Source organism: Dechloromonas sp. A34 (genome assembly GCF_026261605.1).
GTDB lineage: Bacteria > Pseudomonadota > Gammaproteobacteria > Burkholderiales > Rhodocyclaceae > Azonexus.
The window spans coordinates 4118429-4131408 of the sequence record NZ_CP102486.1; the positions used below are offsets into that span (position 1 = coordinate 4118429).

The window sequence follows — 12980 nt, forward strand, 5'->3', positions numbered from 1 at the left end:
GACCGTGGCGCTCCCTGAAGTTTCTCAGGCAGCAGGTGCGCCCCGGTCGGCCACCAAATGCGATTGCAGCAAGAGCCCCGCTAGCCGGAGCTCTTGCATGCAACATTCGCTTAGCACCTCAGGTCACGCCCCAATCAAGTATTAGTCTTGACGCTTGATGCCCGCTTCGTGAGGGAAGCATGTGCCAGTGGCTGAACAAACGTCGCCGGCGTGTCCGATGTGTGGAAGTGAGATGGTGCGGCGGACTGCGAAGAAGGGCAATAACGCCAGCAATCAGTTTTGGGGATGTTCGCGTTTCCCCGGTTGCACTGGGATTCGGAACTAGGCTTAGAGGTCCTTTAGAGCCCCACGACCTTCATCAGCGCATCTAACGCGCCGCCAATGCGTCGTCCTGTAACGCCACCAGGCTCAGAAGAGGTTGGCATTTCTTCGTAAATGTAAATGCCATTCCTTCCTGAAAAACGGTCCAACAAGAGTTCTGAGTCACCAAAGAAATACGGACGGAAAGTCTCGGTGCGGGTTGTTCCATAGTTCAGGTGGGCACTAAAACCGATAGTGGCGCTCTGTTCGATGGCGCGCTCCCCATCGGCTGCTTCGATACGTACACCACGGCACCCTTTAAGTATCAACGTGGCTGGGCCATGAAAAACCACATAACGAAGTTGTAAAGTCAGCCACGCCTGCAAGCTCATTAGGCGCCAATGTCTGGTGATTTTGAGTGGAGCGTTACGCCTTTTCACCACGCCGACCAGATGGGAGGCGCGGATTGAAACAGCCTCGCCATCCTGAAGTTCGAGTGGCAGCAACTCTTCAAGAGTGTATTTTCCTGCGGAGAGCGTCACCTCGCAGGTCGAATCAGTCATCACCGTGGTGACGTTGATGAGGCCTGATAACCAACTCAGCATTGGCGCCTTGTAGCTCAGTAACCAACGAGCTGCCTTTTGGCTCCCGGTGGATGCGCTATGGTAATAGCCATGGTGCACCAGCAGTTCATCTTCGGCCGATAACGGAATCGAGAGCGATATATAAGATTGAGGCTCCGATGGTGCCGTTTGTCGTGAGCAGGCATTTGGCATGAGGCAGATAGCTCTTCCATGGGCCGCACGTGGAGCCAGCACGAAATACAAAAGAAACTTGATACCGAATTTTGCGAGAATGGCCGCAATGAAGACCTGAATTGCCATCGGCAATACGGCACGAATTGGGTCAAGCACTGCACTCTTTAGCCAATGCCGTGTGAGCTCATCTCCCAGTTCTCGCGTTTTTTGGTGGAGGCTGGCTTGTGCTTGGTCAATGGCGGCCAGGTTCAAAGCAAATGGCGGAGGCTCGCTGCGACTACAGTCTTTCCGAGCGGATGCCAGACATTGCGCATAATTAGCTTTATGGCCTTGGGTTGTGAGTGCCAGTGCATCCCGCCGTTCTTCGAGATTTTTCCGGAGGCCGTACTCTTGCGATAGCACGTTGTATTGGGCCTGCCAGCTCTCCTCAAGGGGAGCAAGCTGCGCCGTTGTATTCAGATAGGACCTGTAATCGAGTACATGCTGCTGGCGGATGGTTTCGCACTGATTGTTTTTTCGACCGCACTCGCTCTTGCCTAGCCGATAAGTCTTGAGACTGAGAAGGTATTCGCGCTCTTGGGTTGCCAAGGAAATTTCGGCATTCAGCCGAGCAATTTCGACCTGCCGGCTCGGGTTGACAGCATTGGTAATGCTATCCAGGGCCAACACTTGGCTGGTCTTCCGCTCGATTTCCGTGCTCAGCTGAGAAATTCGATGGGCTAACTGGTCATCGCTGGCTTTTTTCCACTGTGCTGCCGATTTGACGGTCAGCTCCTTGGCCGTCGAGATGTGTTTAGTCAGCTCTGCACTTTTATCAAGCAGATACTGATGCAAACTCTCCTTATCGCTAAGTTCCGCGAGCAAGCCTTTCACATGCCAACCACCCCAAAGGATAATGAGGATGAGCAGGAATCCAGCAAGGTAACGATAAATGTGGTGGGCTGCGCGAGCGAGAGGGCCTGGCATCGGGAAGAACAGAATATTTTGTTGTTCCCATTATGACGATTGCTAAGCCGATTTCGAACTTAATTGCAAATTCACATATGCATAAATGCATAAAGCCCATGTCTGCTAAACATGGGCTTCGTAAATCTTGAACCTTGGCACTCACGGCCAAGGTGAATGGTTCTTTACCGTTGGGGTGCTACTCGGTCATCTTGTCGAACTGCGGCGGATTTTCAGTCATGCTGCCTCCAATCGCGTGGTTCCTGAAGGGCCTGACCAACTGCCCGTCAGGCTTCGATTCCAGATTACTCCTCCGGATTAAAAAGTCCACAGGTAGAACGGAAAAACGGCCCGCCAATTGGCGAGCCGTTGTGACACCTAGCTGCGGAGAACTGCGTTAGTCGTTGCTGGACAAGCCGAGCAGTTGCAGTACCGACAGGAAGAGGTTCAGCACATTCAGGTAAATGCTGACCGCAGCCATCACATAGTTGTCTTCTTCACCGCGCACCAGACGGCTGGTGTCGTACAGGATGAAGCCTGAGAACAGGAGTGCTGCGACCGCGGATACGCCAGCCTGCATGGCCGGGACAAACATCGCAGCAATGCCGGCCAGGATGACGACAATCAAGCCAGCGAACAGGAAGCCCCCCATGCGGGAGAAATCCTTGCCGGTTTTATGAACATACGCCGTCAGGGCCAAGGTGACCGCGGTGGTTATCACGGCTGCCGTCAGCACCGTGCTGCTGCCTCCAGGCATGTTGATGTAGTGGGTCAGCGTCGGTCCGATACCCATACCGCTGAGGGCGGTGAAGGTGAGCATGGCCGGTACGGCTGCCGCCGTATTCCGCTTCTTGTGCAGGTAGAACAGCGGCACCAGGCCGAGCAGGGTAAATACGATACCGGCCAGCGGGCCAAAACCGGCCAGCATGCTGATACCTGCGCCTATGCCTGCAACAGCCGTTGAAAGAGCGAGCAGTTGGTAGGTATTGCGAATGACACGGTTGGTGTCGGGCGCCGCAAACGTGCCATATTCGGTTCTGCTCAGGTCGATAACACGTGCTTCAGTGCGCATGGTGGATAACTCCTCCAGTGGTTGGTGACATCACTGTAAATCGTGGCTCATTACCAAAAAATCAATCCGCTGCTGAGTCAAGGTTCGAAAAAAACGAATTAATTTTAACTTTTGGTCAGTCTTTACAGGATGTTGACGCCAAAGGGTGACGGCCTCCTTACCAAACGGGAAAAGGAAAACTGGCCAATCACAAAGCACGCCTTACCCCAGGGGATGCCAACAATGGTTTGAAAGCACACGAGGCCGACAAGCCACCAGCCCAACCCCATCAGTACCCCGCCGAAGATGAATCATAGGAAATTGCCGATTGTGCGCATGAGTAGGTTTAACCTTTTTCAACAACAGTGAGCGTTTTTCGCGGCGCCAATGCCTGAGGCACTGCGTTCCCGTAATACAGGGATTAGTACAGCGAACCCTCGTGCCAATCCAAGCCTTCTCCGATGGCATCAGCTGTCTTGGCCAGCGCCTCATCGTGCGTTGTACCCGCGCCATAGATACCGCACTCTTGGCACTCGCATAGATAGAACGTCTCGCTGATTTTGTAGGAGTTCAGCTCGCGCTCGCCGCACTGGGGACAGTCTCCAGTCTCAAATAAGGCTTTGGCCTTCCGCTGGCGTTTGGCATTCGCTATTAGTTGCCTGACCTCAAGATTGGCAACCGCCTGCTGAGCAGACTCCTTGTTGAGCTGCTCCCTTAGTTGAGGGTCAAACCGGCCATTCACCCAATTTGCAGGATTTTCTTCCGGGAAGTCCTCAAAGTATTCAGACCACTCTCCCATGCCAAGCTCCTGTTCGTGATTGAGGCTCTACGATACTCCAATACCCATTGTGGGTTCGTCAGGAGACATTGCTTGTGAGCGACGTCGTAATAGTCAAAATTATTTGCGAATAGCGACGCTCAGTATATATATCTGCATATTATTTTGCCGCTCGCCGCCGGGCCGTCTGTTCCCTCGTTCGAGTGAGCCAGGCACTTTGATTTTCTGCCAAGGTAGCGCCGGCGGGGGCAACACTCTACCGCTAGCCCTTTGCCCCAAGTTCGCCACACCAGAATTTCCCAGTCTCAGCAGTCCTTGGCGAATGAAGCCGTCTTACGGGACGCCTTGACCAGGCGCTGCATCCAGGCGAACGCGAATGCCCTCTTCGCCCTCTCCTGCGCGTACCTTGAATCGATAGCCGCGCTCAGAAGGCCTGTTGGCCCAACGCTTGGAAGCCTCATTCGGATAATTGAAGAGCAACTCAGCATCGGGCGTAACGGTCAAGGCGCGTGCGATAGCAATATCACTGGGATGAGTGTCGTGGCGTTCGCCGTCCGTCGTTAGCAAGTACCGTCGGGCCGGCAGCTTCTGCGCAAGCCTCATCGTTACGTTGGCTGAGCTACCGTGATGAGGCAGCTTAAACACATCGAAACTCAACGTCCCCTGTGAGAGCTTCGCGGCCGACTTCAGTAACACGCCGGGGTGCGCATCTGCGCCCAAAAGAATCCGGAAGCCGGCATACTCGAAGATGAAGGCGATGGAACTGCCATTTGTCACAGAGCCATCCGTACTTGTCTTTGTTTCCGCCATCTCAGCAATACTCAGCGGCACGGCACTTAGCACCTCGACATTTGGTTCATCCTGTCTTGCTGCTACCCCGGTTCCCTTGGCGTGCTTCTCTGACTTCTGCCCCTCACGTTCTTCGCACAAATCCCAGAGCTGTCTTAGTTTGGCCAGGCCCTTCGGCGAAGGCGAAAGAATGGTGATAGCAGCCTTGGACACTGGCAACGTCTTACACACGGGAGCATCATCAGCCGCTAGACAGACAGCGTCCTTGCCGAACGCCTCGTTCCAAGAAATGCCGTCGCGGACAAGCAACTCTGCCAGTTGCTTGCCCTCCGCCACCGCCATCGATTCGCGCCCCAACTCGAGGTGCTGCCTACCGTTGAACCAAATGTCTTGGAAGCGAGTGGCGATGGACTTGTCTGAGAGCAGCGAAAGCGTGCCCCCAATATGGTCGAGGTCGATATGTGTGACAACCAAGAGCTCCCACACTGCGTCGCCGCTTGCATCGAGCACGCACTTTATGCGGCCTGTAGTATCAGCCACTCCGGCATCCACGACAAGGCGGAAGTGAGCTTTCCCGTCCCCGTAGCTCAGAACGATGCAGTCGCCATGCTCGGCGGCCAATGCGTGGACTTCCACCCAGGGCCGCGGCTCAAGAACAGCGCTAGTCAGTTCTGACATCGAACACGCAAAACGGCTGGTTGGGGTCGACGCGCAGCGAAAGCTCTCGAACGTACCCGCTTGCCGCCTGAAGCTCGCGAAATGTTTCTTCTGTCCAGTGCTTCGCTTCACCCTCAAGAATTGCGAGGTTGGTCGCCATCATCTTCAGTCCGTGGCGGAATAGCGGCGGACCTCTGCGGACGGCCTCAAGAGCAGCGCTCAGGGCGTTCGTGAAGAGATTTCCGCTGCCACCTTCATAATTCAGGTTTTGCAGAGCATCAGACTGACTCTGCAATAGCAGCGTGGTGAACAAGATGGCTCCGTCCGGTAGACTGGTGTACCGGTGCGCCAAGTTAAGAACCCACTGCCTCCAGTTCTCATGCTCCCCTGGCCATCGACCTGCTTGGACCAGCACGTATCCCGCCGCCGCAGATGCGTACGGGTTCAGCCATTTTCGATAGAGTAGTTCGGTCGCATTGTTTAGCATCCGAGTCGAGCCACTGAGGTCGCCCTGTTGCAGGAAGTCTAGGAGGCCACCAAGGTCAGGGTCATCAACTTCGACGCGGAGCGCTCGCATTGTGGTCTTGCCGGTATCGCGCTCGTAGTAGTCCGCGAAGACGTCTGCAAGCTTGCCGCCTCGCGTCTCCCACCGACCCGGGATACATGCCACCTGGAGAGGGCTGAGCCGGTCCTCAGCGCGGTAGGACAGCGCGAAATAGCGCGTCCCCGTCCCTTCATTAGACTTCTCGCCGACCAGTTCCCGATTGCGCACCGGCGATTTCCATTTGGCAAAGGGCGACTCTCGATTGCCATGCAGCTTTGCGCCTTGGACAACAGCGATGTCGCCGACAAGCTTTGCCGTCATGTCCTGCTGTAGCCCATCGGGCAATGGCAGCGCCGGAAGAGACTCTGTCTGCAGTCGCGCCACGCCCATGTAGTCATGCTTAGGCTCTACCAGTTCGCTAGCGTGGAATCCCGGTAGGTTCGAGAAGGTTACCAGCTCCGTCGAGTTAGCCATAGGAAGTGCAGACCACCATTCGCGTGGCACTGCTGGCTTACGGGAACTGACCGAGTCGAAAAGTACGCCCGGTACTGTCCGCACCATAACCAAGTCATCGAACGCCCTCTCCCGCCTCTCAGGCTTCGGGGCCGGCGGCTTGGGCAAAAAAACTAGCGCGGGGTCATCCTGACTAGGCTCGACGTGAACGCGTTGCATCAACAACCGGCCCTCTGGGGTTCGCAAGCGAACCAGATAAGAGCCTGGACTCACCTCAACCCGGACTGGCTCGCTGCCCTTGCGCAACTGAAGGTCAACGACGACCCCCCGGGCGACAAGTCGCTCTTCAGCATCATCACTGCTCAGTTCGAACACATCGGCAAGTGCTACCCGTGGCAATCTGGCCCCAGGTGGCTGGCCAGCGCTGAAATCAAACTGAACTGTCGTGCTCATGGTGAGGCTCCTAGCACGGTATAGACACGTTCATGAACGGCGGAGCAATCACTTCTTGGAGCACTTGGCCGTGAACCTTGGCTCCTTTCGAGTTCGACTCGACCGCTTCGAAATCATGGGCGCGGCGTTCAACATCGAAACTCTCGGGCCAGTTTCCAGCAAGGCTGTGCTCGGCCTTGTCCACGTGCAACGCGCTCACTGACTCAAACTCCTTTGGGTCACAAGATACGCGGACGGGTACCAGCGGGTCTCCTGGTAGCCTGTGAAACAGGACGCTCGTCGACAGCGTGCCGCCTCCAAACGATACCTCTTGGCCTCCCCCCTCCGGTCGCAACTGAATGAGCCACGAGAGTGCCATCTTGAGCATGTCGGTGCTGATAACCCACTGCCGTCCCGGAGTGGACACGGCGCCCGCTCCCTTCATGGCGCGGAGGAAAGCGTCCATGAATAGGGAAGGACCGCTCGCCGAACCAAACGCACGGGTTCCGAGCTTGCTTGCGCGGATGAGGCACTGCTCGGACTTGGCCAGGTTTTCGTTCCGCACCTCCTGCACAATGGTCCTCGGACGCACATTCTCGTAGCGCCTCGAAAATGGGACCTCCGTGCTGCAGGCATCGATGAGGAACAGCTGACGGCGTCCCTTCATCTGCCGCATGGCATTCGCCAACAGCTCCGGCTCGATGGCGTCCTCAAAGGGCGCGCGCACATTCGAGCCAAAGTCCTCAGCTAGGAGAAGCTGCATCTCGCCAATGCGCAGGCCATGACCGCAGAAATAGAAGATAGCTAGGTTATCCTCATGGGTGTCGACGTCGTCCGACCACTCACCGACCTCGTCGGCAATGTTTTTGAAGGTCGGCGAGGAAACGTTGAGGTCCGAAGCTCTTCTTGAAGAGGACCCTAAAACTCGGAGCGTGTGCAGCGGCGTGTCCGCCACGTCTAGTTCCATCTGCAACCACCCAGCGAACGCTTCAACCGAGTAGAGCGGTGTTTCCAGGTCTACGAAGCCGCCCTCTGGGGCGTCGTCCCCCAAGAGGTCTGCAGCCCTCGCATTGGCAAATGTACCGACGCCGATGAGAATCACATGGACTCCAGGCTCGTTCTGCTGGCGTCTATCTAATATCAGAGCCATGTTGACTCCGGTCTGTTTGTGTCAACTCGGTCGCAAGTAGCTACACGCCACCTGTCTGATATGGGCGCACTTAACCCCGTGCCGTCAAGAAGCATCTTCAAGTCCCCCCCCTTGGCCACCGTATTAATTAAGCGGTTCCTCTTATAGAACCATACGCACCTTGTATAGTGGAACGTCATTTCCTGATGACTATACAGGCAGTCACCTTGGCCGCCAATCCGGACTAGCTAGCGTAGGCTCGGTTCCAGGTTCAGGCGCCCATTGCAGGTGCTGTGCAATGACCTCGGCTAGCCTAGTGCCCGCCAACGAACATCAGTTCATAGACATGTCCTCCAACCTTGTCCACCGAGAGCAACAACTTGCTTCCCAAGCGGAAATTCGGCGAAAAATTTAGACCGACTCCCAGCCTGCAGCGGAAATCTTGCTCTGAGCAGCCTCTCCGTTTCTTTTCATTTGAGTGCGGTATTAGGTAATTTGCCCATCGTCAGAATGGCAGCAGCGTGGTTGCGAGCCCGCCCATTGAGGGATTGGTCCGCGTACTGGCAAGGCAACAAGCGGCTGCAGGGCTCGGTGGGTTAGTTTTGAGGATGGCCAGATGTGGCGCCGGTCAAAGCCACACGGAGCGCTGAAGCAGCGGTTCCGTCAAAGCAACCTACACGGAGTGGCTATACCGCCTATCCCATTGGTTGCTAGACAGTTTTGGCCGTGTTACAAAGGGAGGCGACGTAGGAAGCTGGCACTTCCCACGTCACAGGGTTATTTAGACTCAAAGCATCAATATTGCAAAGACCAGTGCCCAAGAGAAGCCCCGCGTGCGGGCTTTCTTATGACTACAGGATTTGCCCTTCAGGAGCCACCGAGAGAACCGTTCCCGTGTGGCGGCTATTTCATGCTGATATTGCCCTATAAAGCGTGGCCCGGCCGATGCCCAGGTTCTTCGCAACCTCTGTCGCTGGCGTTCCGGCTTCGAGGAGCTTCTTGGCTGCCGCCACCTTCGAGTCGTCCATGACCTTCTTGCGCCCACCTGTCCGACCGCGAGCCTTTGCAGCCGCCAAGCCAGCCTGTGTTCGTTCCCTGATGAGTTCCTTTTCCATCTGCGCCATCGCTGCCATGATGTGAAAGAAAAGCCTGCCGCCCGGCGTCGAGGTGTCGATACTGTCAGTCAGACTCCGAAACTGGGCACCTCGTTTTTGCAGGTCCTCAACCAGGTCGACAAGCCCTTTGACGGTGCGGCCCAACCTGTCTAACTTCCAGACGACCAGCGTATCTCCCGACCGAATATATTTGAAGATTTCCTCAAGGCCAGGACGTGCGTTGACTGCACCGCCCGACTTGTCGGAGAAAATTTGCTCGCACCCAGCGGCTTTAAGCGCGTCAAATTGCAGGTCCAACTTCTGGTCGTCGGTCGAGACTCGGGCGTAGCCTAGAAGCACTGTCGTACTCCTAGGTTGCGTCAATGGCAGCAGCGTTCTTACCCGCCTCAAAGGCTTCTTCAAGAGCTGCCTTAATGCACCAGATAGCGACCTCATAGAAGTCCTGGCTATCGTTGTTCCTGGTTGCCAGTGTATCGACCAGCAGGTGGCGTTTGGCGATGTCTTCAATAACTTTCTCTTGAGGGGTCATTGCCATCTCCTTCTGTCTCAAAACTCATTAAACACCACACCGCTTGAGACAAACCAAATGAGACAAAGTTTTGAGGCACAAAAAAACCCCTCGGGATGGGGCGCTTGGTGGTTAGCTGGAGCTGTCTCGAAACTGAGCGTTTTTGAGACACCTCACTAGGTCGCCAATCGGCCAGAAGGCGACGGTCGAGGTTACGTTTCGATTTCTGTAGGTAGGATGCCCGGTGATAGAGGAGAGTGACCGGTATTCGGCGCTCAAATTGACGGTGGCACTGCCGCAACTCGGCCACAACCGCCCACTCGAGCATTTTCTAATGGTGCATTTAGACGAGCGCTACTTAATAATGACTGGATAGTCAAACTTGGCAAGTTTGCGCCAGAGTTATTCAATGGAACTGAATATTGTATGTTTCCTCAAAATCCCACAATCACTAGCTCTAATGGCACTCAATTGGAAATATATCCTCACGAATACTGGTATCTCGCTCCTTGCAGAACAGAATTAGTGCCGGGGGAAAATGTAAGGCCCCTGGATTGGGCAATAGTCTTGCACAATGCCAGAATAGGCAGAGGGGTGGTCATCGCACTTGATGATTTGTTGTCGGGACTCGCTCCGTCGACATTGAAAGGTGGCGTAGGCAAAGAGGCCGAATTGTTGCTGGAAAAAATTCGGATAGAGCGCTTCCCTGAAAAACCATCGCGCCTGCGTTCATATTTCCTGAATTACAGCAAACATGTCGCCGAGCATCGTGAAAAAACAATGTTTCGTGGGAATCGACAGCTGGTTAGATGCCATGTTGTCTTGAATAGCGCCAAGTTTCATCACGGTGATGTCGGAGTTTTCGAAAAATTGACTGGGCGGCCCGATGACGAAAATCTTGCCGCGAGCTACTGGGAGGAGTTCAAACCAGTTACAGAAGCCGAGTTCGATAGACTCGAAGTTATAGCCGATAGCATGCTTTTCTTCCCCGATTGGGAAGAGTTTCCGGTTTTGAATCAGGACACATTAGTCGCTTGGGAAAAATTAAGAATTTCATGAGCAGCAGAGGATAGATGGCCCAGTAGGCATCTATATTGGATTTAACATCCTTTGTCGAACGACCGCTCAGGGTCGAGAGCACTCAGTGACGACCGACCTCTCTATGGCGATGAATACAAAGTGAGGACGGAGTGCCTTAGTCACGCCCTTCCTCAATCAGGCGACGCAGATTGATACATCTACCGACCCGTTTCCGCTGCTGCTTACGCATGAATCGCTGCATTTCTCTGATTGTGCGCAGTGTAACCGCCGCCTGCTCGACCTCCCTGCCCACAGGGGGCATGGTTTCCCATTCCTCATCAATGGGAGCACCCTCTGGGATTTGCAGGAGCATTTTGGCAAGGCTGTACCGCGGCCGAACAACAACCTTGTGGACGAAAGAGGGAGGGATTCGGCGAGCGCGTTTCATATTGCCATCATGACCATGGAGTCTATGAGTGGATGTTCCACTCCAATACCTGCCGTTAAAGTATCGATGTATCGGCTGGCAGATATGGGTCGTCTGCTGCCGAATCTCATTTATCTACGTACAGGGTGGAATGCAAAGTTTTACCACCCCAGGATTAGTTTGACGCGCTCCATCACCCAGGCCTGCTCAGCTTCAGTGACATCCCATAGGCCATTCATTACTTTCTCGGACATCCCTCGAGCAGCTCGCTGGAGATTGAACCCTTGGGACCACTCTGGATTCGCAAGAGCTTTTCGGGTGCAGTACGCAGCTAGTTGTATAGCCAAGTCCTGGCAATTGTCATAGCGCGCCAGTAACTCTGCAGGCGTCCAACCTACGACATATTTTCCATCGATAAGTCTCGCTGCCAGTTTCGGCTGTGCTCCAGCAATTGATGCTATCGGCCCAGCACGAGGGAAATCATCAGGTACGGTTGTTGGCAAAGGGTAAGCGCCCGGCGAACTCAGGTCAGTCGGTGATTTGAGGTTGCCAGCGGTGCGGCAGCAGGTCGCCGACGCGGCTTGCCGGTTGGGTCGGCAGGCGGGTCAGGACATCCTTCAGGTAAGCCAAAGGCTCGTGACCATTGAGCTTGGCGGATTGGATCAGGCTCATGATCGCGGCGGCGCGTTTGCCGGCGCGCAAGCTGCCGGCAAATAACCAGTTCTTGCGGCCGAGCGCGATCGGCCGGATCTGATTCTCGATCCAGTTGTTATCGATCGGCACCTGGCCATCCGTTAGGTAATGCGTCAGCGCCACCCAGCGTTTCAGGCTGTAGTCGATCGCCCTGGCGGTCCCCGAGCCATTGGGTACCACCTGTCGTTGCCGGGTCAACCAGGCATGCAATTCATCGGCAATCGGTCGGGCTTTCGCCTCCCGAATTCGTCGTCGCTCATCGATGTCGAATCCGGCAGCTTCCTGCTCGACCCCATAGAGTTTGCCGAAACAATCCAGTGCCTCGCCGGCGATCAGGCTCTGCTTCTGGCTGTGTAGCTCGAAGAACTTGCGCCGGGCATGCGCCATGCAGCCGGCTTCAGTCAACCCATTGGCCAGCAGTGCCTTGTAGCCTGAGTAATCATCGCAAATCAGTGTGCCGCGCCAGTCACCCAGGAATTCCTGGGCGTGCCTGCCGGCACGGCTTTCAGCAAAGTCATAGATCACCGCCTTGGTCGGCTCGAAGGCGCCGATGCTGTAGGACCAGAGGTAGGCTCGATGCGTCTTGCCAGCCCCCGGATCAAGCATGGCCACCGGCGTTTCATCGGCATGCAGCACCCGATGCCCGAGCATCTCATCCTTCAGGGCATCGACCAGGGGCTGGAGTGCCACACCGCATTTCCCTACCCACTGGGCGAGTGTCGATTGCGGAATGGCCAGTCCGGCCCGACCGAAGATCGCTTCCTGACGATAGAGCGGCAGATGGTCGAGGTATTTGGCAACCAGCACCTGCGCGAGCAAGCCGGTCGTCGGAATACCCTTGTCGATAACGTGCGCCGGAACAGGCGCCTGGATCAGCGTTTCGCACTGCCCGCAGACCCACTTGCCACGAATGTGGCGCTCGACGCTGAAGACGCCTGGCGTGTAATCGAGCTTCTCGGCCACATCCTCGCCGATGCGCTTCATCGTGCAGCCGCAAGGGCAGACCGTGGATTCAGGCTCATGATGAATGTCGGCACGCGGCAGACTCGCCGGCAGCGGCTGGCGTTTGGCCTGGCCTTTCGCCTTCGGTGGCGTCGGCGACAGTTGTGCGAGTTCTTCTTCCATCGCCGCCAGATCGGCATCGATGGTTTCCTCGAATAGTTGCGCCTGCTCGACCGGCCAGTGCTCGGTCTTGACCCCGAAGCGCCAGCGCTTGTGCATCGCCAGTTCATGCGTGAGTTTGTCGATCTTGGCTTGGCGCCAGTCCAACTCGCGGTCTTTCTCGACCAGCAGGCGACGCAGTTCGTCAGCGCTGAGTTGGTCGAGGTGGGTTGGCAAGGACATGGCCGGCATGATGCCGTCCGCCGCCCGATCTGACCAT

Annotated in this window: 13 protein-coding genes; 3 read left to right on the plus strand and 10 right to left on the minus strand. The window is 55.7% G+C overall.

Features of this window, described 5'->3' with window-relative positions:
* Positions 1-232 precede the first annotated feature (232 nt).
* A complete protein-coding gene (locus NQE15_RS20520) occupies positions 233-325 on the plus strand; it encodes a hypothetical protein (protein ID WP_416336481.1) in 93 nt (30 codons plus the stop codon).
* Positions 326-338: 13 nt separating this feature from the next.
* Here NQE15_RS20520 and NQE15_RS20525 read toward each other — a convergent pair whose 3' ends face one another.
* Positions 339-1892 (minus strand): hypothetical protein, encoded by a 1554-nt coding sequence (locus NQE15_RS20525; RefSeq protein WP_265944244.1) that lies wholly within the window; start codon positions 1890-1892, stop codon positions 339-341.
* Between NQE15_RS20525 and NQE15_RS20530 the strand changes: the two genes are divergently transcribed.
* On the plus strand, positions 1887-2060 hold the full coding sequence (locus tag NQE15_RS20530; protein ID WP_265944246.1) for a hypothetical protein: 174 nt from the start codon (positions 1887-1889) through the stop codon (positions 2058-2060). The two genes, NQE15_RS20525 and NQE15_RS20530, sit on opposite strands and share 6 nt — an antisense overlap.
* A 340-nt stretch (positions 2061-2400) precedes the next feature.
* Here NQE15_RS20530 and NQE15_RS20535 read toward each other — a convergent pair whose 3' ends face one another.
* The 8 genes from NQE15_RS20535 to NQE15_RS20565 form a co-directional block, all read right to left on the minus strand.
* Positions 2401-3075: a Bax inhibitor-1 family protein gene (locus NQE15_RS20535; protein WP_265944248.1), complete on the minus strand. Its 675-nt coding sequence runs from the start codon at positions 3073-3075 to the stop codon at positions 2401-2403.
* A 122-nt stretch (positions 3076-3197) separates the two neighbouring features.
* Complete coding sequence (locus tag NQE15_RS23945) at positions 3198-3344, minus strand: YccF domain-containing protein (protein WP_416336482.1); 147 nt, start codon at positions 3342-3344, stop codon at positions 3198-3200.
* Between the two features lie 131 nt (positions 3345-3475).
* On the minus strand, positions 3476-3853 hold the full coding sequence (locus NQE15_RS20540) for a hypothetical protein (RefSeq protein WP_265944250.1): 378 nt from the start codon (positions 3851-3853) through the stop codon (positions 3476-3478).
* Between the two features lie 312 nt (positions 3854-4165).
* Entirely contained in the window at positions 4166-5161 is a 996-nt protein-coding gene (locus tag NQE15_RS20545; RefSeq protein ID WP_265944252.1) for a hypothetical protein, read from the minus strand.
* A 121-nt stretch (positions 5162-5282) separates the two neighbouring features.
* Positions 5283-6728, minus strand: a complete 1446-nt coding sequence (locus tag NQE15_RS20550) for a hypothetical protein (RefSeq protein WP_265944254.1) — start codon at positions 6726-6728, stop codon at positions 5283-5285.
* 10 nt (positions 6729-6738) lie between these two features.
* The gene (locus NQE15_RS20555; protein WP_265944256.1) at positions 6739-7857 is read right to left on the minus strand and encodes a caspase family protein; all 1119 of its coding nucleotides are present in this window, start codon (positions 7855-7857) and stop codon (positions 6739-6741) included.
* A gap of 887 nt (positions 7858-8744) precedes the next feature.
* Positions 8745-9290 (minus strand): recombinase family protein, encoded by a 546-nt coding sequence (locus tag NQE15_RS20560; protein WP_265944258.1) that lies wholly within the window; start codon positions 9288-9290, stop codon positions 8745-8747.
* A 10-nt stretch (positions 9291-9300) separates the two neighbouring features.
* Positions 9301-9480 (minus strand): DUF6900 domain-containing protein, encoded by a 180-nt coding sequence (locus NQE15_RS20565; protein ID WP_265944260.1) that lies wholly within the window; start codon positions 9478-9480, stop codon positions 9301-9303.
* 573 nt (positions 9481-10053) lie between these two features.
* Between NQE15_RS20565 and NQE15_RS20570 the strand changes: the two genes are divergently transcribed.
* On the plus strand, positions 10054-10518 hold the full coding sequence (locus NQE15_RS20570; protein ID WP_265944262.1) for a hypothetical protein: 465 nt from the start codon (positions 10054-10056) through the stop codon (positions 10516-10518).
* Between the two features lie 916 nt (positions 10519-11434).
* On the opposite strand, the gene tnpC is transcribed toward NQE15_RS20570, so the two are convergent.
* Entirely contained in the window at positions 11435-12943 is a 1509-nt protein-coding gene (tnpC, locus tag NQE15_RS20575) for an IS66 family transposase (RefSeq protein WP_265950075.1), read from the minus strand.
* Positions 12944-12980 lie beyond the last annotated feature (37 nt).